General features: G+C 58.3%; 23 protein-coding genes and 2 pseudogenes. 8 read left to right on the forward strand and 17 right to left on the reverse strand.

Translation table 11 applies throughout. The annotated features are described in order from the left end of the window. Position 1 precedes the first annotated feature (1 nt). The 3 genes from AC4OVS_RS21845 to AC4OVS_RS21855 all read left to right on the forward strand — a co-directional run bounded on the left by AC4OVS_RS21845 (position 2) and on the right by AC4OVS_RS21855 (position 2,875). Positions 2-304, forward strand: a complete 303-nt coding sequence (locus AC4OVS_RS21845) for a PTS lactose/cellobiose transporter subunit IIA (RefSeq protein ID WP_014168006.1) — start codon at positions 2-4, stop codon at positions 302-304. Positions 305-442: 138 nt separating this feature from the next. Then, positions 443-1,822 carry a carbohydrate porin gene (locus AC4OVS_RS21850; RefSeq protein ID WP_022646562.1) on the forward strand — a complete coding sequence of 460 codons (1,380 nt, stop codon included), beginning with the start codon at positions 443-445 and terminating at the stop codon, positions 1,820-1,822. 147 nt (positions 1,823-1,969) lie between these two features. Beyond that, entirely contained in the window at positions 1,970-2,875 is a 906-nt protein-coding gene (locus tag AC4OVS_RS21855; protein WP_023298973.1) for an EamA family transporter, read from the forward strand. Between the two features lie 113 nt (positions 2,876-2,988). On the opposite strand, the gene nepI is transcribed toward AC4OVS_RS21855, so the two are convergent. The 12 genes from nepI to AC4OVS_RS21915 form a co-directional block, all read right to left on the reverse strand. After that, positions 2,989-4,179, reverse strand: a complete 1,191-nt coding sequence (nepI, locus tag AC4OVS_RS21860) for a purine ribonucleoside efflux pump NepI (protein ID WP_023298972.1) — start codon at positions 4,177-4,179, stop codon at positions 2,989-2,991. 100 nt (positions 4,180-4,279) lie between these two features. Beyond that, the gene (locus AC4OVS_RS21865) at positions 4,280-4,732 is read right to left on the reverse strand and encodes a DUF1198 domain-containing protein (protein ID WP_014830062.1); all 453 of its coding nucleotides are present in this window, start codon (positions 4,730-4,732) and stop codon (positions 4,280-4,282) included. 151 nt (positions 4,733-4,883) lie between these two features. Then, on the reverse strand, positions 4,884-5,888 hold the full coding sequence (locus tag AC4OVS_RS21870) for an alpha/beta fold hydrolase (RefSeq protein ID WP_023298971.1): 1,005 nt from the start codon (positions 5,886-5,888) through the stop codon (positions 4,884-4,886). 161 nt (positions 5,889-6,049) lie between these two features. Further along, positions 6,050-7,441, reverse strand: coding sequence for a hexose-6-phosphate:phosphate antiporter UhpT (gene uhpT, locus AC4OVS_RS21875; RefSeq protein WP_023298970.1), 1,392 nt, complete (start codon positions 7,439-7,441; stop codon positions 6,050-6,052). Between the two features lie 132 nt (positions 7,442-7,573). Continuing rightward, positions 7,574-8,884: an MFS transporter gene (locus tag AC4OVS_RS21880; RefSeq protein WP_491922714.1), complete on the reverse strand. Its 1,311-nt coding sequence runs from the start codon at positions 8,882-8,884 to the stop codon at positions 7,574-7,576. After that, entirely contained in the window at positions 8,877-10,382 is a 1,506-nt protein-coding gene (gene uhpB / locus AC4OVS_RS21885) for a signal transduction histidine-protein kinase/phosphatase UhpB (protein WP_491922715.1), read from the reverse strand. The genes AC4OVS_RS21880 and uhpB overlap by 8 nt, the downstream gene beginning before the upstream one ends. Next, positions 10,379-10,972, reverse strand: a complete 594-nt coding sequence (gene uhpA / locus AC4OVS_RS21890) for a response regulator transcription factor UhpA (RefSeq protein WP_022646555.1) — start codon at positions 10,970-10,972, stop codon at positions 10,379-10,381. Before uhpA ends, uhpB begins: the two co-directional genes overlap by 4 nt. 125 nt (positions 10,973-11,097) lie before the next feature. Beyond that, entirely contained in the window at positions 11,098-11,385 is a 288-nt protein-coding gene (gene ilvN / locus AC4OVS_RS21895; RefSeq protein ID WP_045336030.1) for an acetolactate synthase small subunit, read from the reverse strand. Between the two features lie 3 nt (positions 11,386-11,388). Then, the gene (ilvB, locus tag AC4OVS_RS21900) at positions 11,389-13,077 is read right to left on the reverse strand and encodes an acetolactate synthase large subunit (protein ID WP_491922716.1); all 1,689 of its coding nucleotides are present in this window, start codon (positions 13,075-13,077) and stop codon (positions 11,389-11,391) included. Between the two features lie 106 nt (positions 13,078-13,183). Beyond that, entirely contained in the window at positions 13,184-13,282 is a 99-nt protein-coding gene (ivbL, locus tag AC4OVS_RS21905) for an ilvB operon leader peptide IvbL (RefSeq protein WP_057979964.1), read from the reverse strand. A gap of 100 nt (positions 13,283-13,382) precedes the next feature. Beyond that, complete coding sequence (locus AC4OVS_RS21910) at positions 13,383-13,826, reverse strand: helix-turn-helix domain-containing protein (protein WP_127350064.1); 444 nt, start codon at positions 13,824-13,826, stop codon at positions 13,383-13,385. After that, complete coding sequence (locus AC4OVS_RS21915; protein WP_479438235.1) at positions 13,823-14,137, reverse strand: type II toxin-antitoxin system HigB family toxin; 315 nt, start codon at positions 14,135-14,137, stop codon at positions 13,823-13,825. The genes AC4OVS_RS21910 and AC4OVS_RS21915 overlap by 4 nt, the downstream gene beginning before the upstream one ends. A 486-nt stretch (positions 14,138-14,623) precedes the next feature. On the opposite strand from AC4OVS_RS21915, the gene tisB reads away from it, so the two are divergent. The 4 genes and pseudogenes from tisB (at position 14,624) to emrD (ending at position 17,065) form a co-directional block, all read left to right on the forward strand. Beyond that, positions 14,624-14,713, forward strand: coding sequence for a type I toxin-antitoxin system toxin TisB (gene tisB / locus AC4OVS_RS21920; RefSeq protein ID WP_022646551.1), 90 nt, complete (start codon positions 14,624-14,626; stop codon positions 14,711-14,713). A gap of 64 nt (positions 14,714-14,777) precedes the next feature. After that, positions 14,778-15,224 (forward strand): GNAT family N-acetyltransferase, encoded by a 447-nt coding sequence (locus AC4OVS_RS21925; protein WP_023298965.1) that lies wholly within the window; start codon positions 14,778-14,780, stop codon positions 15,222-15,224. Positions 15,225-15,286: 62 nt separating this feature from the next. Beyond that, positions 15,287-15,705 (forward strand): annotated as a pseudogene (locus AC4OVS_RS21930) (EamA family transporter). 175 nt (positions 15,706-15,880) lie between these two features. Next, positions 15,881-17,065, forward strand: a complete 1,185-nt coding sequence (gene emrD, locus AC4OVS_RS21935) for a multidrug efflux MFS transporter EmrD (protein ID WP_171936585.1) — start codon at positions 15,881-15,883, stop codon at positions 17,063-17,065. On the opposite strand, the pseudogene AC4OVS_RS21940 reads toward emrD, so the two are convergent. Beyond that, positions 16,971-18,056: pseudogene (locus AC4OVS_RS21940) on the reverse strand (cellulase family glycosylhydrolase); the annotation flags it as partial. The gene emrD and the pseudogene AC4OVS_RS21940 sit on opposite strands and share 95 nt — an antisense overlap. Before the next feature lie 97 nt (positions 18,057-18,153). Between AC4OVS_RS21940 and dsdA the strand changes: the two are divergent. Further along, positions 18,154-19,440 carry a D-serine ammonia-lyase gene (dsdA, locus tag AC4OVS_RS21945; RefSeq protein ID WP_126291609.1) on the forward strand — a complete coding sequence of 429 codons (1,287 nt, stop codon included), beginning with the start codon at positions 18,154-18,156 and terminating at the stop codon, positions 19,438-19,440. Positions 19,441-19,472: 32 nt separating this feature from the next. Here dsdA and AC4OVS_RS21950 read toward each other — a convergent pair whose 3' ends face one another. From AC4OVS_RS21950 to AC4OVS_RS21965, 4 genes are all read right to left on the reverse strand, one after another. Next, a complete protein-coding gene (locus tag AC4OVS_RS21950) occupies positions 19,473-19,820 on the reverse strand; it encodes a DUF202 domain-containing protein (RefSeq protein WP_022646545.1) in 348 nt (115 codons plus the stop codon). Continuing rightward, positions 19,810-20,157: a YidH family protein gene (locus tag AC4OVS_RS21955; protein WP_003861080.1), complete on the reverse strand. Its 348-nt coding sequence runs from the start codon at positions 20,155-20,157 to the stop codon at positions 19,810-19,812. Before AC4OVS_RS21955 ends, AC4OVS_RS21950 begins: the two co-directional genes overlap by 11 nt. A 92-nt stretch (positions 20,158-20,249) precedes the next feature. Beyond that, on the reverse strand, positions 20,250-21,572 hold the full coding sequence (locus AC4OVS_RS21960; protein ID WP_063199808.1) for a 6-phospho-alpha-glucosidase: 1,323 nt from the start codon (positions 21,570-21,572) through the stop codon (positions 20,250-20,252). Then, entirely contained in the window at positions 21,569-23,191 is a 1,623-nt protein-coding gene (locus AC4OVS_RS21965; protein WP_171936799.1) for an alpha-glucoside-specific PTS transporter subunit IIBC, read from the reverse strand. The genes AC4OVS_RS21960 and AC4OVS_RS21965 overlap by 4 nt, the downstream gene beginning before the upstream one ends. Positions 23,192-23,376 lie beyond the last annotated feature (185 nt).

Raw genomic sequence — 23,376 nt, forward strand, 5'->3', positions numbered from 1 at the left:
GATGATCGCATTAGAAGAAGCCGTAATGGAAATTATCGTCAACGCCGGTCAGTCCCGCAGCCTGTGCTTCGAAGCGCTGCATGCGGCGCGCCAGGGCAACCTTGACGAAGCCAAAAGCCTGCTGCGTGAAGCCGATGGCTACGCGCGCCAGGCACACAAGATGCAGACCAAACTGATCGAGCAGGACGCGGGCGAAGCCCGCCAGCCGATGACGTTAATTATGGTGCACGCGCAGGATCATTTAATGAATTCGCTATTAGCGCGTGAATTATCTGAAGAGATTATTCATTTATATCAGAGATAGTCTATGGCGAAATAATTTAATGTAATACCTCTGTACCTAAAACTAGAAATCCACTTGTTCTGATGATAGCGACATATTCTGTCAGATCGGAGCGGGATGGTTATTGTCTGAATAAAATTAAACTATATTGAGATAACCATGAATACGATTAAAAAACTTCCATTAACCATGGCGGTTATCGCCGCGCTTTGTCCAATTTCCGTGCTCGCGCAAGAATTTACGCAGGAGCAAATCGACGCCATTGTGGCGAAAGCGGTGGATAAAGCCCTGGCCGAGCGTCAGGCGAAAATGGATGCGGCGGTCGCGAAAAAAGCGGACGTCATCACCGAGCCGCAGAGCGCAGCGCAATCCCCGGACATGGCGATTCCGTTTGGCATCAAATTTACCGGCTACGCCCGCTACGGCGCGCACTTCCAGGCCGCTGACCAGAAGTATGTGGCGGTGGACGGCTCCTACAACGGCGCGTCCGCGATTGGTCGTCTGGGTAACGAAGGCAACGGCGGGGAATTCCAGCTCTCCAAGGCCTTCAAGGGTGATAACGGCGCCATCTGGGACATCAACGTGATGATCGACCACTGGGGCGACGAAGTTAACCTCAAAAAAGCCTACGCCGGGGTGACCAACATTATGGCCTCCAACCCGAACGCCTACTTCTGGGCCGGTCGTGACTTCCACCAGCGTCCGCAGCAGGGCATCAACGATTACTTCTGGATGAACCACGATGGCCAGGGCGCCGGGGTGAAGAACTTCGACATCGGCGGCGTGCAGTTCGACGTGGCTGCCGTGGCGGCGGTGGAATCCTGTAGCCCGGAAGTGATGGAAGATGAAGCCAACCCGTCGCGCATCACCTGTACCGGCGGCTCCGGCACGGGTGACAAGGGCAACTACGCTGCCACCTCAAAAATCCACGGCATGAAGCTCGGCCCGATCGACCTGGAGCTGTACGCCAACTACGGTTTTGACTCCAAAGCCGTTGAGAGCGACGAGCGTCTGAACGCCTGGCAGGGCGGCGTGGTGCTGAGCCACACCAACGACAGCGGTGTGAACAAGGTGATCGCCCGCTACTCCGATAATTCGGACAACAGCGTGTTCAATAAAACCGAAGACCTGACCACGGTCTACGCCAGCTTCGAAGGGCTGTATAAATTCACCCAGGCCACGCAGGTGGAGTACATCCTCGCCTTCCACGACTATGACAACAGCCGTGATGACACCGATAACCGTAAGAACTACAACGCCATCGTGCGCCCGATGCACTGGTGGAACGACGTTCACTCCACCTGGCTGGAAGCGGGCTGGCAGCACGTAGATTACGACAACGGCGGCGACAACAAGGGCTGGAAGCTGACCCTGTCGCAGAACATGTCTATCGCCATGGGGCCGGAGTTCCGTCCGATGCTGCGCTTCTACGTGACCGGCGGCAAAGTGGACAACGAACGCACCGCGCGCGTGAACAACACCAAAGACGAAACGCTCGATGACTTCAACGTCGGCGCGATGTGGGAGGCGTGGTTCTAAGGTCAACAACATGCCGGGTGGCGCTACGCTTACCCGGCCTACGGTTTTCCCCCTCTCCCCGTGGGAGAGGGCCGGGGTGAGGGCATCATGCCGCACACAACCATGCTATGCTGTTGGCCAATTAACGACAACATAACAGGGGAGAACATGGGTTCCACACGCAAAGGGATGCTCAACGTCCTGATCGCCGCCGTTTTATGGGGCAGTTCCGGGGTTTGCGCGCAGTACATCATGGAGAAAAGCCACATTTCTTCACCTTACCTGACCATGGTTCGCCTGCTGTTTACCGGCGTGATCCTGCTGACGCTCTCCTTCGTTCACGGCGACAAGATTTTCTCGGTCATCAAAAACCGCAAGGACGCCCTCAGCCTGCTGTTTTTCTCGCTGGTTGGCGCGCTCACCGTGCAGCTCACCTTCCTGCTGACGATTGAAAAATCCAACGCCGCTACGGCCACCGTGCTTCAGTTCCTGTCGCCAACCATCATCGTGGCGTGGTTCGCCCTGGCGCGGAAGAAGCGTCCCGGCATGTTTGTCCTGTCGGCTATTTTGACATCGCTTGTGGGTACCTTCCTGCTGGTGACCCACGGCGACCCGACGTCGCTCTCCATCTCGCCTGCCGCACTGTTCTTCGGTATCGCCTCGGCGTTTGCCGCGGCGTTTTACACCACCTATCCATCAACGCTTATCGCCCGCTACGGCACGCTGCCGATTGTCGGCTGGAGTATGTTGATTGCGGGACTAATGCTGACGCCGTTCTACGCCGGACGCGGCACCACCTTCGCCATTGACGGCGGCCTGCTGCTGGCGTTTTTCTACCTGGTGGTGATTGGCACCGCGCTGACGTTCAGCCTGTATCTGAAGGGCGCGCAGATGATCGGCGGGCCGAAGGCAAGCATTTTGAGCTGCGCCGAACCCCTGAGCAGCGCGCTGCTGTCGGTGGTTTTGCTGGGGGTGGCATTCACCCTGCCGGACTGGCTGGGAACGCTGCTGATTGTGTCGTCGGTGGTGCTGATTTCGATGGATTCACGCAGAAGGGTTAAGGCATCGGCTTAAGCGAACGTCCCCTCACCCCGGCCCTCTCCCCAAAGGGGCGAGGGTGAAAAGACAGCACCGAGCAGTCCCCTCTCCCCTATGGGGAGAGGGTTAGGGTGAGGAGGAAAATTGACTTACTTCGCCTTCACCTTCCCCGCCACCAGCAGCGCGGTCAGCAGCATCAGCGTACCGGAGATCACCAGCGGTGACGTCAGCCCCAGATGGTCGAGCGCTACGCCGCCCACCGCCGCGCCGCAGGTGTTCGCCAGCTGGATCACCGCCACCTGAATCGACCCGGCTTTTTCCGCCTGATCGGCAAGCGAGCGGGTGATCCACGTCGACCAGCCCACCGGCACCAGCGCAAAGGCAAAGCCCCAGACAATCGCAATCGCCGATGCGACCCACTTGTCGCTGCCCCACAGCACCAGCACCGCGGCACTGATCGCCAGCACCAGCGGCGCACCCGCCAGCGCCACCTTCAGGGAGCGCTTCAGGAACTGAGACGACAGTGAGGTGCCGACGAAGCTGGCGATACCGAAGCTCAGCAGCACCAGCGTCAGGCCATCCACGTCAAAGCCCGCCATGGTCATATACACCGGGCGAATATAGGTAAAGAAGGCAAACTGCCCGGCAAAGGCCATGAAGATGGCGGTCATCCCCGCCAGCACGCCCGGACGCTTGAGCAGCGCGAACATGTTCTGTTTGTGGTGCGCCGCTTCACCCGGCAGAGACGGTAGCGCTTTCCACACCCAGATAATGCACAGCACGCCCATCACTGCCGCCGCGTTAAAGACGTTACGCCAGCCGATAATCCCACCAAGGAAGCTGCCCAGCGGCGCGGCAATCACCAGCGCAATAGAGACCGCGCCGAAGATAACGGACAGCGCTTTTGGCACGGTGCGCGCGGGCACCAGGCGCATGGTCAGCGAGGCCGACATCGCCCAGAAGCCGCCTAACCCCAGCCCCAGGCAGGCGCGACCCAGCAGCAGCAGGGTGAAGCTTTCAGCGAAAGAGACCAGCAGGCAGGAGAGCGTCAGCAGCACGCTGAACAGAATGACCACTTTACGACGGTCAATGGTGCCAATCGCCTGGGTGATAAACAGGCTGGCGAACATCGCCACAAAGGCGGTGACGGTAACGGACTGCCCCGCCACGCCTTCGGAAATGCCCAGATCCTGCGCCATCGGCGTCAGCAGGCTGACCGGCAGAAACTCAACGGTGATCAGGCAGGCGACGCAGAACGCCACGGAGAAAACCGCCGACCAGTTGGGGCGAGACACCTCTTTGGCCTGCGGCGGAGTCGTGGGCTGGATATGTTCTGTCATGGCATCACCTGAGATTAAAACGTGCGGAAAAGTCGCGCAGTTTATCATCAAAAGTGTGACGGATTTAACGATTTGACAACTTTTGTGGTTTTAGAGGGGATCAGTGCAGATAAAACACACCTTCTTCCGGCAGAAATAGCTGGTTATAGCGCAGCTGGAAGGCGTTCAGCTCCTGCGGATCGGGCTCCATTTCGCGCATAAAGCCAAGTGCCAGTCGAATTTGCGCATCGGTAATGGGTGCGGCAAGGCGGGCTTTACGCAGCATACGGTGCCAGGTATGCAGATTCTCTTCACTGCCGTCAACAATGCAGACCTGCCAGATGAGCAGCACCTGCGCCGCATTTTGCAGATGTGCCTCGTCGGGGCGCTCAAGGTAGCGGATAAACTCATTGCCCGGCGTTTTACCGAACTGATCGATCATCGACTCGACCGGCATCGGGGTGATGCCCAGCCGCTCGCTTAAACGTTTGATGGCGCGGCGGGAGTCTGAGGTCAGGACACGAAATCCAACCACAAATACCACGGCAAGCGTTGCCAGCATTATCCAGACCATGCGTTCTCCTTAGACTAGCCGCCCATCATAGCGGGAAACGCAGCGCGTCAACAGCGGGAACGGCCAGAATAGTGAACCGAAAAAAGCTGGATAATTGCGATGAAAGCAATCCCGCGCAGGCGTGGCTGCGCGGGCTGTTGCTGGAGACCCTTCAGCGCGCCTGAAGCCCTTTCAGCAGCGCGTCGTGGAAACGTTCAGGATCCTGCATCTGCGGCGCGTGGCCCATGTCGTTAAACTCGACCAGCGTCGCGTGCGGAATGCGCTTCGCCGTCTCTTTGCCCAGCACCGCGTAATTGCCGAGCGTCTTGCGGATCTCCGGTGGGGCGAGATCTTTCCCGATGGCGGTATTGTCCTTCGTGCCGATCATCAATAATACCGGCATCTTCAGCTCGCTAAATTCATAGACAACCGGCTGGGTATAAATCATGTCGTAGAGCAGCGCCGAGTTCCACGCCACGCGCGCTTTACCCGGCCCGTTGTTCAGCCCGGCGAGCATAGTGACCCAGCGCTCGTACTCCGGCTTCCACTCCCCGGCGTAGTAGGTGTTTTTCTCGTACTGACGAATACCGTCGGCGCTAACTTTCAGCTCGCGCTGGTACCACTGGTCGACCGTAATATGCGGCACGCCGCGCGCTTTCCAGTCTTCCAGACCAATCGGGTTCACCATCACCAGCTGCTCCACCTGCTGCGGCCACATCAACGCATAGCGGGTTGCCAGCATGCCGCCGGTCGAATGTCCTATAACCGTCACGCGCTCGACGCCCAGCGTTTTCAGCAGCGCGTGGGTGTTATCCGCCAGCTGCTGGAAGGTGTACTGGTAATGCTCCGGCTTGGTGGATTTACAAAAACCAATCTGGTCAGGGGCGATCACGCGATACCCACCGGCCGACAGCGCGCGGATAGTGCCGTCCCAGGTGCCAGCACAGAAGTTTTTGCCGTGCATCAGCACCACGGTGCGGCCGTTGGGTTTTTCCGGTTTCACGTCCAGGTAAGCCATATCCAGAGGCTGGTTCTGCGAGGTAAAGGTAAAGTGTTTTACCGGCCAGCCGTAGTCAAAACCTTCCAGCTTCTCGCCGTAGGTGGGGGCATCCGCGGCCATTGCGGGGGACGCCAGCGCCATCAGCAGCGCAAGGCAGGACAATCGTCGGGTTAACATGCAAGCTCTCCGTTAGCAAAAGGGCTAAGGCTGCACGAAAGGCGGCAGCAAAAACACTGTAGAGCATAGAGAGGAGCGAGTGTGTAAAGCGGAGTAAAGGTAGGCCGTGCAAAATAAAAAAGCCCGGCATCACACACCGGGCAAAGAAGTTACCTGCACACTCAGGCTACTTTTAATTTCTGCGCACGATTCTCACGTCGGATCTTACGCTCTTCCAGCACCGCAACCATCGCCATCAGGACGATACAGCCAATCGCGGCGGCATCCAGCGCGGCGAAGGTGCCCGCCCAGCCGGTAAGGCCGAAAATTGGCGTGCCGTCGGCGATCATCCCCAGACCCAGCTTGGCGAAGCTGTCGCCGATCAGGTAGGCGAAGGTGCCCTTAATCCCATCGGCGGCGCCGATCGCTTTTTTCGGGACGAAGCCCACTGCCGCCACACCGATCAGTAATTGCGGACCAAACACCAGGAAGCCGAGCGCGAACAGGGACGCCAGGTAAATGTACTGGTTGCTGGCGTGCTGGTAGACGCCAAGGGTGGCGATAATCAGCGCCAGCGCGACGCAGGCCACCAGCGCGCGGCGGCCATTGGCGAGGTCGGAGAGCCATCCCCACAGCAGCGTGCCGACCAGCGCGCCCACTTCAAACAGGGTGAAGCCCTGAATCGCCACTTCTTTAGAAAGCTTCAGCTCCTGGAAGGCATACACGGTGGACCACTGGTCGATACCAATGCGCACCACGTACAGGAAGATGTTCGAGAAACAGAGCAGCCAAATCACTTTGTTTTTCAGCACGTACTCAACAAAGATCTGCCATTTGGACATCTCGTTTTCTTCGGTCTCTTTGTCCTCTTCGCTGATCTCTTCCCCGAACAGCTCTTCGGCTTTGCCGAGGCCGTACGACTCCGGGGAATCGCTGCCGTAGCGCAGGCCGATAAAGCCAACAATCAGGGCAATAATCGACGGGAAGATAAACATGCCGATGACGTGGCCGTCGAACAGGTAGTTCGCGCCGAACAGCGCCACGCCTGCCGCACCCGCTCCGCCGAGGTTGTGGGAGATGTTCCACATGCCGAGGTACGACCCCCGCTTGCGGCGCGGCGTCCATTTGGTGATGGTGGAGTAGCTGCACGACCCGCCGGTGCTCTGGAAGAAACCGCTCAGGGCGTAAAAGGCGATCATCAGGAACAGGCTGACGGAGCCCGCGCCCATGCTGGCGCTGAAGCCGAGCATACAGATGGCAGAGAGGATCAGCATAAACGGCAGGAACTGCTTGGTGTTTTTGCCGTCCGCATAGTAGGAAACAACGGTTTTCCCCACGCCATAGGTGATGGAGAAGCCCAGGCCAATCATCCCCAACTGCGTCATGCTCAGCCCGTAGGTGGAGATCATGTCGTTCTGCGCGATGTTAAAGTTTTTGCGGATCAGGTACATGGTCAGGTAGCCGATGAAGACCACCAGATAGGACTGCATGAACGGTTTGAACCACATTTTGCGCCGCACGTCGAGCGGCAGATCCAGGGTCGGCTTGCGCACCTGATTTAAGAAGGCCAGCATGACTGAGTTACTCCTGAGCTGATTTTTGCAGCATTGTAAAAACCAGCCAGGAGAGATGCCTGAGACAGCGTCCAGGTGAAACCGGGAAAATTTCTTAGTTTTGCGCGACTCGGCAGCAAAAGGTGAGGCGCGTCACGCTTCGCGCGGTGCCTGCGCGTGCAAAAACGGCAGCAACAGCAGGGCGGAGATGCCCGCCGCGATAGCGATCACCGCGAAGAACCCGCTCCAGTGCCAGATGTCGATCACCCGCGCCAGCGGCCAGCCGGAGAGCGATGCGCCGAGGTAGGCAAACAGCCCGACAAAGCCCGTCGCCGCGCCTGCCGCCTCTTTGTGGGAGCACTCTGCCGCCGCCATGCCGATCAGCATCTGCGGGCCAAAGACGAAAAAACCGATGGTGAAGAAGCACGCCGCCTGCATCACGTAGCTGGCGAACGGCATCAGCCACAGCGAGCCGACGGAGAGCAAAATTCCGGCGGCGAAAATCAGGTTCATCGGCCCGCGGTTGCCGTTGAAGAGCTTGTCCGAGCCCCAGCCCGCCACCAGCGCGCCGATAAACCCGCCCAGTTCAAACATGGTCACCGCCGAGTTGGCGGTCACCAGATCCACACCGAGCGTCTCGGACATGTACAGGTTGCCCCAGTCGTTGATGGCCGCGCGCACCACGTAGACCAGCACGTAGCAGAGCGACAGCAGCCAGATGTAGGGGTTTTTCAGTACGTATTTGGTGAGGATCTGCTGGCGGGACAGCCCGGCCCCCTCCTGCTGCTGGGCGATCTCCATCTCGTCGTGCCGCCAGTCGCCCACCGGTGGAAGGCCGACGGTTTGCGGCCTGTCGCGCAGGCGCCAGCAGAGGAACAGCCCGGCGATAATTGCCAGGCCACCGGCAATCATCATCCCCGCACGCCAGCCGTAGTGCAGCGCGGCAGCCCCCACCACCATCGGGATCAGCGCCCCGCCGACGTTATGCGCGGTATTCCATATCGCCCACCAGCCGCCGCGCTCGTTGCGTGAGTACCAGGCGGTGAGCAGGCGGGCGCAGACCGGCGCGCCCCAGCCCTGGAAGAAGGCGTTCAGCGCCCACAGCAGGGCGAAGGCCCACAGCGACGTCGAGAAGCCAAACAGGATGTTCACCACGCCGGTGGTGATCAGCCCAACGCCCATGAAATAGCGCGCATTGGAGCGGTCGCTGACGATGCCGGAGAAGAACTTCGACAGACCGTAGGTGATGTAAAACAGCGTCGCCAGCAGGCCGATATCGGTGCGCGCCATCACGCCGCTGGCGAGGATCTCCGGCGCGGCGGCGTTGAAGCTTTTGCGGGTGAAGTAGAACAGCGCGTAGCCGAGCCAGATAGTGACCAGGATATGACGTCGCCAGTAGCGGTAGCGGGCGTCGATTTCCGCTTTGTTGCCTAACGGGGCGGCGCTGACGGGGGTTTTAAACATGGTGCGTCCTTAACGGCAAACTGACGCTGACGCGCGTCCCGTGGGTGCAGGAGATCGTCAGCGTGCCGCCCAGCGCCTTCACGCGCTCGCGCATCCCCGCCAGGCCAAAGCCCTGCTGGCCGGAGCCCGGCGGCAGGCCGCAGCCGTCGTCTTCAATCACCAGCATCAAGCGCTCGTCCTGCTGCCAGCCCTGGATCGTGACCGCGCGGGCACTGGCGTGTTTGACGATGTTGTTCAGCCCCTCCTGACAGACGCGGAACAGCGTCACGCGCTGACCTTCGCTCAGGATAGCTTCATTGATGCGCCAGTCGAGATGGCTGACTATCCCGCGGCTTTCCAGCTCCATCTCGCGCATCAGGGAACGCACCGCCTGCTCCAGGGACAGATCGTCAAGCTGGCGCGGGCGCAGCCGCCCTAACAGGCGGCGAACGGAGTCATAGACACCCAGCGAAAGCTGTTCGATATGCGCCCCGCCCTGCTTCACACCCGTGTTTTCTGCCGCCAGGCGCTGGACAATGCCCGCCTGGGTGCGGATGGCAGTGATGGTCTGGCCGATGTCATCGTGCAGCTCGCGGGCAACCTCCTGGCGCACGCTCTCTTCCGTCTCCAGCAGACGCTCCGCCAGACGGCGATTGCGCGCCAGCTCGGCTTGCAGAGACTGGTTCAGCTCGCGCAGGCGCTGGATGCCCGCCCCCAGCAGCAGCCCGGTCAGGCTCTGGGCCAGCAGCGAGAGCAGCAGATCTACCGGATGATCGTGCCAGGTCTGGCTGGCGATCAGCGCGATGGCGTTCATTAGGGTCGCGATCAGCGCCCCCTGCCAGCCGTAGTGCCAGGCGAGGGCGATGATCGGCAGCGCCAGACAAAACGGCGTGAAGCGTGATAATTCAGCGGGCAGACCAAGCTGCAACCACAGGCTCACCACAAACAGCAGCAGATACCAGATCAGGTGCCGGGCGCGCCAGTTCACCGGCTGGGAGACCAGCGCCGGGCCGAGCGGCTGCCAGACGGTGCTGGTAAGGTAATGCCAGAAAACCAGGCAGGTCGGGGCCAGCGTCAGGCCGCCGGTGAGGGTCAGCAGCAGGGCGTTGAGCACCTCCTTTTCGCCCACCCACGGCAGGGACTGCAACAGCGCGGCGGCAATCAGCGCCGCCCCCTGACGCAGCAGCGTGCGCCAGTCGCGCTGGTGACGGTAGCGGGAAATCAGGGCGACCGGGATAAGCGTGAGCAGGCTTCCGGTCATCAATAAAGGCAGATGCGCCAGCGCCACTTCCTGCGCCAGCCAGATCAGCATCAGCCACTCTGCACCGAGCAAAACGGGCCAGTATCCGCGCGGGCACTGAAGCATCAGTCCCAGACGCAGGCCAAAGGGGAACAGCAGCACCGCCAGCTCCGGGCGTTCCACCAGATGCAGGCTGATGCTCCACAGGCAGAACCATGCGGCGGAGAAGATAAAAAAGCTGGCGACGACGGCGATCAGCCGTGAAAAAACGGGACTCATTGCCAGCTGTCAAACATACGGCGCGCCAGCTCGACATCGTTACTGACGTTGAGTTTTTCCATCAGGTTGGCGCGATGAACATGCACGGTTTTCGGGGACAGATCCAGCTCCGCGGCAATCTCTTTTACCGACATGCCCTGGGCAAGTTTCTCTGCCACCTGACGCTCGCGTCTGGTGAGCGGATCCTGCCGTCCCGCCGCCAGCTTGATGGCGATATCCGGCGTCAGGTAGCAGCCGCCGGTGGAGACGGTGCGCACGGCGGCAATCAGCTCGTCGGGGCTACAGCGTTTAGAGAGGAAGCCGCGCGCGCCCGCGTTGAGCGCCTGCTCGACCAGCGCCGGGCTGTCGTGGACCGAGAGCATAATGGTCGCCATCCCTTTCGGCAGCTGGCTTAACAGCTCCAGCCCGGAGAGATCCGGCATTGAGATGTCGCAGATACAGACCTGCACCCCGCGTCCCGGCAGGCCCGCCAGCGCCTCGCGACCGGAGCCAAACTCGGCCACGACCTGAAAATCCGGTTCGAGGTTTAAAAGCTGGGCAAAGCCGGAGCGGACGATAAGGTGGTCGTCGATAAGGGCGATGGTGGTCATGGTTTGATCCTGATGCGTGAACACGCCGGATGTCGGCGTAAACGCCTTATCCGGCCTACGTGTAACGTCCTTGCAGGCTGGATAAGCGCAGCGCCATCCGGCAAAAGCCTTTTACCTTAAGTGATTTACTCGAAAAACACCGCAATTTTGTTAAACATGGTGGGATCGGACTGGTTGCGCGCCACGTTGGTGACGTCCTCCAGCTTGTCGATCTGCGCCATCATCTGCTCCAGACGCTGGTCGTCGTTCACCAGTAGCCAGATGCGGCTGTGCTCGCTGCCCTGAATCGGCAGACAGAGAATGCCTTCCACGTTAAACGCCCGTCGGGCAAACAGCCCGCAGACGTGGGTCATGACGCCAGGGTGGTTGCGGACGGTGAGTTCCAGAATGACGTTATCATATTGTTTCTGCATGGTTTATTCCCCCACCATCTCAGTATTGGCCGCACCCGGCGGCACCATCGGATACACTTTTTGTTCAGGGTCGATACGCACGTGGATCAGTGCCGGGCCAGGGCGAGAAATCGCATCCTGCAACGCCGCGTGGGCATCTTCTTCGGCGTTCAGATCGCAGGTGTGCAGGCCAAAACCAGCGGCAATCTGCATGAAGTTGATCATCCCCGGATAGGTCGCCGCAAACACGCCCTGCTTATAGAACAGGCTCTGCTGCTGGTGTACCAGGCCCAGCGCCTCGTTGTTCATCAGAATGATTTTGACGTCTAACTGATTTTCGGCTGCGGTGGCCATCTCCTGAATGTTCATCATCAGGCTGCCGTCACCGGAGAAGCAGATCACCTTACGGTCCGGGTTGGCGAGCGCCGCGCCAACCGCTGCTGGCAGGCCGAAGCCCATGGTGCCAAGGCCGCCGGAGGTCAGCCACTGGCGCGGGCGGTTAAGCGGATACGCCTGGGCGGTCCACATCTGATGCTGGCCGACGTCGGTGGTGATAATCGCGCTGTCATCCACGCAGGCGGCAACGGCGTTGATAAGACCATAGTGGCTCAGCGGGTCGCCCTCGGTTGGGATAGCGCCCGGGAACTCGCGTTGCAGATCGGCCACCAGCTGGCGCCAGTCGGCGCGGTCGGTTGCCTCCGTCTGTGGGATCAGCTGTGCCAGCACCTCGGCCACGTCGCCCTGAATCGCCACGTGCGGCTGCTTGATTTTACCCAGCTCGGCGCGGTCGATATCCACGTGAATGATTTTGGCGTTCGGGCAGAACTCCTCGGTTTTGCCAATCGCCCGGTCATCAAAACGCGCCCCCATAACAATCAGCAAATCCGCCTCTTGCAGGATGTAGTTGGTGCTGCGCGCGCCGTGCATGCCCAGCATCCCTAAAGACAATGGGTGCGCTTTTGGCAGCATGCCGAGCGCCATCAGGGTCATGGTGGTAGGCAAATTAGCTTTTTCAGCGAACTGACGAATTTCATCCGCGGCGTTGATCGCCCCGCCGCCCAGATAGAGCACCGGGCGTTTCGCCGCGTTAATCATGGCGGCGGCGTCGCGCACGCTCTCAGCGCTGAATTCCGGCGCCGGGGCACGCTTGCCCGGCTCGGGCAGGACGTCGATCTCAATTTCTGCGGTCTGGACATCCTTAGGAATGTCTATCCACACCGGACCCGGGCGGCCAGACTGGGCAATGCGAAACGCATCGCTGATCACCTGAGGCAGCTCGCTGATATCGCGAACTAAATAGTTATGTTTGGTGATGGGGATAGAGATACCGTAGGTATCCACTTCCTGGAACGCATCGGTACCGATCATCGAGGACGGCACCTGGCCGGTAATGCAGATCAGCGGAATGGAGTCGAGGCGCGCATCGGCGATGGCGGTCACCAGGTTAGTGGCGCCCGGCCCGCTGCAGGCCATACAGACCGCCGGTTTACCCTGGGTACGCGCCATGCCCTGAGCGATAAAGCCTGCGCCCTGCTCGTGGCGCGCCAGCACGTGGCGGATCTGTGTGCTTTGGCTTAACGCATCATACAGCGGCAGCACGGTCCCACCCGGGATGCCCGCAACGGTGGTGATGCCCTGTCGTTCCAGTAAATGAACAATCAGCTGCGCGCCGGTGAAACGCGTTTTTGTGGATGTTGTGCCCGAACTTGCCATGCTCCAGTCCTTTTCTTCTGGGCCGACTTTCCGGGGAGGCTCTTAAACGAAAAACCCCGCCCGGTTTGCGCCGGCGGGGTTTTGGATTCGTGTGTTGATCCAGTCCCTACGGCGCATTGCCGACGACCACCACCACACGCACGACGACCACTGCGGCAGGTTGCGCAGTTTTTAGTAGGGTCGAAGTGAAGATGGATGAAGTCATTGGGGACCTGTGTTTGGAATCATTGATTGAATTTATACAAACACAGGTTTTCGGATGTGACAATGGAAATATTTTCATCTGCGCAAAAATGCGTCAGGGATCACGTTTCGTTTGTTGGGTGATGACACTCAATAAATAGCGCAGGTGATACCCCAAATCTGACCGCCAGCTTTTTAATATGGTTCAGAGTAAGCTGTCTCTGACCATTCAGAACCCGTGAAACCATCGATTTACTACCAATTTCATCCTGAAAATCCGATATCGTCAGATTGTATTGATCCATCAATGTTCTTAAAACTGCAATTCCGACAGGAACAGACTCCATCTCCTTGCGTAGTGCGACTATCTCTGGCCGATTAGCTTCGTAACGGCTAATTCTGGCACACACAATATCCAGCAAGGGGCTATTGGGCTCGTTCATAAGGAGATACTCAACCAGCTCAAGCGCATCCTTATAATCTTTCTCGCTCGGCTGTTCACCCAGTAAAGGAACGGCCGCAACAAGGGCGTGCGTAGCTTTCATTGCATCAGCGACGATCATCATTTCTTCCCCTTAGTGCGATGTTTCTCCGTAAAACGGTCATATTCCTTATGAGTAAAAACATGGCGCACATAAAACTTTTGGCTTTCAAAGAATATGAGAGCCACTACTCTGAGATTGTTATTTGCAATATCAATAACATAATGCTTTTCAAGATACTTGAAGTTATCCAGCGTTGGGAAAAGTTTTCTCAGTGCAGCGGGCGTCGGGCAGTGGCTCTTTTCAATAACTCGTCCTAAAAAGAGAAGCTCTTCTCTGTATTGCGGGAACTGGCTTACCGCATCCAAAATTGCCTTCATTGAGATTAAATGCATCCTGCTTGCCTGCCGCGTCCGTTGCCATTATGGCAACGATAACACCTATTGCCAATAAGTCAACGGAGGATACTATTTTCACTTCGTCAGAAAACAAAAAACCCCGCCTAAGCGAGGTTTTTATCAGGGTTTTGCGGTTGGTTGCCGCAGAACACACTGTGTTACGTCAACGCAAAAAGTATACGCGATCGAAGACGAACGCGCAATTCCGGCACGGATTTTGACGTTTTTGAGTATGGATCGCCTTCCAAAATTTGTCCATAAAATACTGTTCATGCATACAGTATTTATCTATACTGAGGGTGTTCGCAGTGAGCGAGGGGGCCGCAGTTTACCGGCGCAACGAAGTCCTGGCTGAAACGGGTGGTGCCGTCAGTGCCTTAACCCCTGAAGTGAGCACACTGTGTTACGTCAATCCAGGTGCTGGCCACAGGCGGCGGAAAGGTACGCCAGCATCGTGCTCCTTTTAACCAAAAGGAGACGCGTATGAGCGTCGTGGATATGGTCATACTTGTCCTCAAACTCATTGTTGCTGTATTGCAACTGCTTGATGCTGTCCTGAAATACGTTAAGTGATTCAGGTTCAAGTCGCACCTGAGAGGGGCGGGCAACCGCCCCTCTTTAATAACGAGGGAATGCTATGTCGCGTCTGTTAATTGAGCCTGTTACCCCTGATGAACCGGGCTATATCGCCCTGAAGGCCGAGAGTATCGCGTTAAATTTCAATATGCTGCGCAGGCTGGAAGAGAACTGGCAGCGCGGTGAGAATCGCTTTAACGCGCCGGGTGAAAAGCTGCTGGGGGCGTTTCTTAACGGCAGGCTGGTGGGCGTGTGCGGTCTAAATCGCGATCCATTCAGCCAGCAGCCGCGCGCCGGACGTATTCGTCATCTCTACGTCAGCGAAAAGTGCCGTGGGCTGGGGATTGGAAAACAACTTTTGACCGTGGTGATGGCGGATGCCAGCATCTGGTTTGATTTTCTTAATACCCATGCGCCGGAAACCGCGTACGGATTTTATCATCGGGCGGGCTTCAGGCTTGTGTCAGACGAGCCCCGGGTGACGCACCGCCTTTTTTGCGCAGTGTAAGCGGCTGGCAGCCTCGACGGGGGAATGTTACAGTTGGATGACATTTCACCAACCGATCCGCCATGTCCATCACCGTTTTCTGCATTTTACTGTTCGCCGCACTGCTGCATGCCAGCTGGAACGCCATCGTTAAGGCCGGAACGGACAAGCTCTACTCGACGATCGGCGTTAGCGGTTCAGCCGCGCTTATTGCCCTGATTTTACTGCCTTTCTCTCCCCAGCCGACGGCTGCAAGCTGGCCATATTTGTTCGTCTCCTGTGCGTTACACTGCTCGGCGGCGTCGGGACGATGGGATCTTACGGTCTGGCACTCTGGGCGATGACTCAGGCGCCGCTGGCGGTGGTCGCCGCACTACGTGAAACCTCTATTCTCTTCGGCGCATTCATCGCATTTGTGCTTTTAAAAGAGAAGGTTGTGGGCCTGCGCATCGCGGCGGCGCTGGGTATTGCAGCCGGTGCGGTCCTGCTGCGCCTGGCGTAATTCGCTGGCAACATTAGTTGCCGATCTTGTTTACAAATCCTGCCTTCACGCCTTCTGTCATTCATCACAGTAATGCTTAAATTGTCATCTCTCTGTGGTAGATTCCTCGCGCATTTATGGGAATGCGTAGTCACTTATTCTTTATTTATCTCTTTTGGCAAAAGTATTCAGCGACATGAAAAAGCAACGGAACGTGAACTTATTGTTGATGCTGGTGTTACTGGTGGCCGTCGGGCAGATGGCGCAAACCATCTACATTCCGGCGATTGCCGATATGGCAAAAGATCTGAGCGTCCGCGAAGGTGCGGTACAGAGCGTGATGGCAGCCTACCTGCTGACCTATGGCGTTTCACAGCTGGTTTATGGTCCCCTGTCCGATCGCGTCGGGCGTCGTCCGGTCATTCTGGTGGGCATGAGCATTTTCATGGTGGCGACGGTGATTGCCATTACTACGCACAGCCTGACCATCCTGATTGCCGCCAGCGCCCTCCAGGGCGTGGGCACCGGCGTCGGCGGGGTCATGGCGCGTACCCTGCCGCGTGATATGTACCAGGGCACCCAACTTCGCCACGCCAACAGTCTGTTAAATATGGGCATTCTGGTCAGCCCGCTGCTCGCCCCGCTGATTGGGGGTCTGCTGGACACCGTCTGGTCCTGGCGCGCCTGTTACGCCTTCCTGCTGGTGCTGTGCATTATTGTCACCTACAGCATGGCGCGCTGGATGCCGGAAACACGTCCGCAGGACGCGCCGCGCACGAAGCTCATCGCCAGCTACAAAACGCTGTTCGGTAATGGGTCGTTTACCTGTTATCTGTTGATGCTAATCGGCGGCCTGGCGGGCATTGCGGTGTTTGAAGCCTGTTCCGGCGTGCTGCTGGGCGCAGGCCTTGGCCTGAGCAGCATGGTGGTGAGCATTTTGTTTATTCTGCCGATCCCGGCGGCGTTCTTCGGCGCATGGTTCGCCGGACGTCCGAACAAACGCTTCTCTACGTTGATGTGGCAGTCGGTGATCAGCTGTCTGCTGGCCGGGCTGATGATGTGGATCCCGGGGCTTTTTGACGTGATGTCGGTCTGGACGTTGCTCATCCCGGCGGCGCTGTTCTTCTTCGGCGCGGGCATGCTGTTCCCGCTCGCCACCAGCGGCGCAATGGAGCCGTTCCCGTTCCTCGCGGGCACGGCAGGCGCGCTGGTCGGCGGTTTACAGAATATCGGTTCCGGCGCGCTGGCCTGGCTTTCGGCTATGATGCCGCAGACCGGGCAGGCGAGTTTGGGCCTGCTGATGACCCTGATGGGGCTGCTGATTTTGCTGTGCTGGCTGCCGCTGGCGTCGCGCGTCCCGCATCACGAACAGCCGGTTTAACCGCATGATGGCCCGGCTTCTCGCCGGGCTTTTCACACACGGGCGCAATCATCGCCTGTAATAACGGCTCTGGCGCAGGCCGCCAGGCGCCCTCTTCCCCGTCGTAAAACTGGAAGTCCGCGTTAAGCGCATACGGGATTTTCGCCTTTTGCAGCTCGCAGGCCATAAAGTTGGCGAAGGCCATTTGCGAAGCGGTTGGCGTGAGGTGGTTTGACTCCCCCACGCCCCAGCCCCCGACCCAGCTAATGTGCCCGGTTTTTTGCTGCCAGTGCAGCGCGGCATTGATTCGGTTACGGATAGCCGCTTTCTCAGCCGCGGTTCCGGACGTCCACGGGTATTTGCCGTTCGTTTTCAGCGGACCCCAGGGGAAAATATGCCATTCCGCCAGCAGGTAATTCTGGCTGTGTGCGGGCAGCTTCAGGCTGGATAAATCCTCCGGCGCGGCGCGCAGACGAGGGGCGATAAAAATCATGCGGCTGGCATCAATGGCGTGAATGTCTTTGATCGCTTTCTCATACACCCGGTTGAGCGAAGCAACGTTGTGGTTGAGCTTGTCCGCCGGTTCGTAGATCAGGTCAAACCCCAGCAACGGCGAGCGCTGACCAAAATAGTGCGCCACGGCAATCCACCAGTTGATCACCGCTTTTTCGGTATCCGCTTTCGGATCGTTTTTATATTCATCGGCCTGATAGGCGATGATGGGGATGACGCCGTATTGCTCGCAAGCCTCCACCAGCTTACGCAGGTGAATCAGCCGCGCTTCCGTCGGTTCGCCCGCCACCCGAATACGGACATGATGTATGCCTTTCGCCTGGAAATCACGGACCACCAACGGGTCGAATTCGCGTATACCGCGCTCGGTGCGGGCCCAGTCGACATCCATTCCGACGCCCAACATCTGCGCGTAACGGGCAGCCGTCAGGGGTGGCTCAGCGGCACAGGCCCAGCCGGAAGCGAGCGCTAACACGGTGACAATTAACGGCTTTAACACGACGCCCCTTGCAAATAATCAAATGCTTTACTCTGTATTTAGCATGCTTTTTCACAATTGGTGTAGAGTCAAAACGAACTAAATTCTGAGACAGATTATGAAAACGACTGACCTGACCGGCCTCATTGACCGGTTTCCGCTGCTGGCGGATTTGATTGCCCTGAAAGAGATCACCTGGCTTAATCCGAACACCACGACGCTGGCGGAAGGGTTGCCATATGTCGGGCTGACCAAAGCCGACGTGGACGACGCGCATGCGCGCCTGAAACGCTTCGCGCCGTATCTGGCGAAAGCCTTCCTGGAAACGGCGGCAACGGGCGGGATTATCGAATCCGAACTGGTCGCGATCCCGGCGATGCAAAAGCGGCTGGAGAAAGAGTCTGGCAAGGCCATTCCAGGCACGCTGCTGCTGAAAAAAGACAGCCATCTGCCGATTTCCGGCTCCATTAAAGCGCGCGGCGGTATCTATGAGGTGCTGGCCCATGCGGAAAAACTGGCGCTGGAAGCCGGGTTGCTGAGCGTTGAAGATGACTACAGCATCCTGCTGGAGCCACGCTTTAAAGCCTTCTTCAGCCAGTACAGCATCGCGGTGGGTTCAACCGGCAACCTGGGGATGTCCATTGGCATTATGAGCGCGCGCATCGGCTTTAAGGTCACGGTGCATATGTCCGCAGACGCTCGCGAGTGGAAGAAAGCCAAACTGCGCAGCCACGGCGCGATCGTCGTGGAATATGAGCAGGATTATGGCGTGGCCGTGGAGCAAGGGCGCAAAGCGGCGGAAAGCGATCCAAACTGTTTCTTTATTGACGATGAGAACTCACGCACGCTGTTCCTGGGCTACGCGGTTGCAGGTGAGCGCCTGAAAGCGCAGTTTGCCGCGCAGGGGCACGTGGTGGACGCTGCACATCCTCTGAACGTTTATCTGCCGTGCGGCGTCGGCGGCGGCCCCGGCGGCGTGGCGTTTGGCCTGAAGCTGGCCTTTGGCGATAACGTCCACTGTTTCTTCGCCGAGCCCACGCACTCCCCGTGCATGCTGCTGGGCGTTTACACCGGGCTGCACGATGAAATCGCCGTGCAGGATCTGGGTATTGATAACGTGACGGCGGCGGACGGTCTGGCGGTAGGTCGCGCGTCCGGCTTCGTGGGCCGCGCGATGGAGCGTCTGCTTGACGGGTTCTATACCCTCTCCGATCAAAGCATGTACGACCTGCTCGGCTGGCTGGCGCAGGAAGAAGGTATTTGTCTGGAGCCGTCGGCGCTGGCGGGGATGGCCGGGCCGGTACGCATAACGGCGAATGCTAACACTACACACCTGGTCTGGGCGACCGGCGGCGGCATGGTGCCGGAAGACGAGATGGCGAAATATTTAGCGAAAGGGAAGTAAATATGCCGGGTGGCGGCTGCGCCTTACCCGGCCTACAGGTGCAAAATTTGTTGAATGTGGGTGACCGCAAACAGCAGTGACAGCGACAGCACGGCCAGGGCGATAAGGAACTTATCCCGCACCGCCTTCGGCTGTACAAAGTCGCTCTGCGCCACGTCCATCAGGTTACGGCTGCGGGTGTAGCGCCATAAAATGATGGCTACCAGCGCCAGCACAACAATGGAGATCCAGAATGGCGCCCCCGTGCGGTGCCAGTTGTGCTTAATGGCAAGCGCGATCAACGCACCATACCCCAGCAGCGTGCGCAGCCAGGCCAGCGAGGTTCGCTCCGGCTGAAGCCCGGGGTCCGCTTCCCGCCGCGCTTTGCGGCTATCCGGCATACAGCACCAGTAACATCACTACGCCCGCAACCATCAGCAAAATCGTACTGATGATGAGCAAACCGCGCGTGTAGGGGAGATCCTGCTTCAGACGCATCGCCTTTTCATTTCTCAGCCAGCGCAGATAGCCATAAATCGCCAGCACGCCGGCAATCAGGCACAGCAGCAGGGCCAGCACTTCGCGAATCAACGGAGTGGCAAAATCGGGGGCGAGCTGATCAAGGCCGACGCCTGCGGCCAGAAAGCCCAGGGCGGTGCGGATCCACGCTAAGAACGTGCGTTCGTTAGCCAGTGAGAAGCGGTAGTCCGGCGCTTCACCGAGGCGGGAAATGTTCATGAAGATTCCTTGTCGTGCATCATGCAGGCTTCAGCATAGCGTAATTCAGCCAGGACAAGGAGACCGGCATCTGGCGATGCCGGTCAGAAAGATTAGTGCAGCTCTGGCCAGTAATCCTTATTAGCTTCAATCAGCTCGTCCAGAATCGCCTTCGCCACCGATGCGCTCGGTACGGTTTTCGACAGGGTAATCGCCTGCCAGAGTTTCTGATACGAGCGCTGCTCCCAGGCGTCCACCACCAGTTTTTCCACCGCCACCTGCTGGCTCATGAGCCCTTTCTGGAAGTGAGGAATATCACCCACGGTCAGCGGCTCCGGTCCGTTGTGGCCGACCAGACACGGAATTTCTACCATCGCGTCGGCGTCAAAATTATGGATAGCCCCATTGTTAGGCACAATCAGCAACATGCGTTCCTGGGTGTTAAAGGCAATCGCGGTCGCCAGATCGACGATGTACGACGCATGTTCGTCGATTTCCAGTTCACCGGCAGAAGAATGACCGGCTTCGATAATCGCCCGGCATGAACTGAATACATGCTTCTCACGGTGATCCATCACTTCATTGGCGCGGGTACGCTCCGGGTTGGAATGGGCGACCACATAGTCCGGGAACAGGTAATACTTCAGGTAGGTGTTCGGCATGGTGTCCGGATCCAGCGCCTGTACGTCTTTGGCCTTGGCGAAGGTATCGTTCCAGCTCGCTTCAGTATGCGCATCTTCCGAAGGCGGAACATAACCGTTTTTCGCCACGTATTCGCGCAGTTTCGGCATCAGATCGTTTCCGTTCAGATCTTCAATCGACGTCCACCAGCCGAAGTGGTTCAGACCGTAGTAGCGCACGCGCATCTCTTTGCGATCTTTCAGGCCGACGATTTGCGCCATACGGCCTTCAATGCCGATCGGCATGTCGCAGATGTTGAGGATTTTCGCGTTCGGACGCAGGCGGCGCGTGGCTTCCGCGACAATCGCCGCCGGGTTGGAGTAGTTCAGCATCCACGCGTTCGGGGAGTACTGTTCCATATAATCTACCAGCTCAAGCACGCCGCCGATGGAGCGCATGCCGTAGGAGATGCCACCCGGCCCGCACGTTTCCTGGCCCAGCACGCCGTGGCGCAGCGGGATTTTTTCATCTTTTTCACGCATCGGGTATTTGCCCACGCGAATATGCGCCATCACGAAATCCACATCGGTAAAGGCTGCTTTCGGATCGGTGGTGTAACTAAATTCAATCTCAGGCGCCTGCTCCCTGAGGATGATTTTGCACGCCTCGGCGATAACCTCCTGACGTGCTCCGTCATTGTCATAGAACTTCAGCGCACGCAGCGGGAAACGGTCACGGTTGGCTAACAGCATCAGGACGATACCAGGCGTGAATGTACTGCCGCCGCCTGCAATAACAACTGAGAATTTTTTCATGATATAGCCTCTGTCAGAGTGGTTTGTTCGTTTGTTAAAGGGGTTTTCATCAGCGATTCCAGCTGGTCGCGCACCTGAGGAACGTGCAGACCGACAATCACCTGAATGCCGTTGCCGCGCCGCACCACACCGTGTGCGCCCAGGGCTTTGAAGACGTCGTCGCTTTGGGTTTTCGTCATATCCACCAGGGCGATACGCAGGCGGGTGGCGCAGTTATTGATACTTTCGATATTTGCTGCGCCGCCGAGCGCCTGTAAGAACCCAGCGGCCTGTCCGACCTGCTGGCTGGCTGCTGCCGGGGCGGTGGTTTGCCCACGCGCCGCCTTATAGTCGGCCTTGCTGTAGAGCTTGATTTCGCTCTCTTCCCGGCCCGGCGTTTTTAGATTCAGACGTTCGATAAGCGTCCTGAAGACCACGAAATAGAGAGCGGTGAAGCAGAGGCCGATGCCAATCTGGGTGAATACCGTCGAGGCGTGGTTATGGAACATCGGGATCCAGTTTTGCGGCAGGAACTGGTCCAGCAGACCGCCCCCCATGTTCCCCACCACCCCGAAGGTATACATCACCGTCGCCATCGTTGCGGCCAGCACGGCGTGGATAGCAAACAGCAACGGCGAGATAAACAGGAAGGTGAACTCCAGCGGTTCGGTAATACCCACCAGCACGGCGGTAAGCGTGGCCGGAACCAGCAGCCCCGCAACCTTGACGCGGTTTTCCGGCGACGCGGTGTACCAGATCGCCAGCGCAATCCCGACCGAGCCAAACACTTTCGAATTGCCGTGCAGGGCGAAGCCGCCTTCAGGGAACAGTGTTTTCAGCGGCACAGTGCTCTGGCTGAATTCCTGCAGGTGCTGCGCCCAGTAAACCTGAATGCCGCCCTCTACCGCCGCCGGGCCGAAGATAAACGGACCGTAGACAAAGTGGTGCAATCCGGTTGGGATCAGAATGCGTTCCAGGAAGGTATAGACCCATACGCCGAGCGCACCGGCAGAGCGCAGGAACGCCTGCAGGGACTCAATGCCCATCTGCACTTTCGGCCAGCCCAGCAGCGTCAGCCAGGCGCAGGGGATCATCACGAAGAACGCGAGGATAACGACAAACGAGGTACCCTGGAAAATCCCCAGGAAGACTGGCAACGGCTTTTCGAAAAATCGGTTGTGGATGGCGGTGACGAGCCCGGAAATGATAATCGCCCCGATGATGCTGGTATCAAGCGTTTTGATTCCGGCAATCATCGCCAGCCCGCTGCCAGCAGTGGGTTCAGCAGAGAAGTCGACGCCAAAGAAGTGACCCCAGGTCATCCCCATCGCGTTGATAAAGTAGTTCCAGGTCAGAAAGCTAATCAGCACCGCCAGACAGGCGCGGCCCTGCGCCTGCTTTGCCAGGCCAATCGGTAAGCCGACAGCAAAAATCAGCGGCATATTGCGGAACACCGCCCAGCCGCCCTCTTCGATGATGTGAACAATCTGCGCGAACAGATGATCGGGGGCCGTTAAAGCTTCGCCGACAAACAGCGGGTTGCGAAGCATGATGGCGATCCCGACCACGATCCCGGCAAAGGGAAACAGTAAAACCGGGGTGAACATGGCGCCGCCAAAACGTTGTATTTGACTGAGCATTTTTAAATCCTCATGAAACAACCTGTAGGGGTAGAGGCCTTTATGATTTTTTACTGGCCTGAGGTGAGCATAAGAAGTTACTGATGCGGGAACATGGCGTGCCGCTGCGATTCGTGATCGCATTCATGGTTTTAATTTGACCAATCAGGTCTACTTTTGATAGCAAATATGGACAAGTTAAGACG

Source organism: Enterobacter sp. 4974935, from assembly GCF_058661735.1.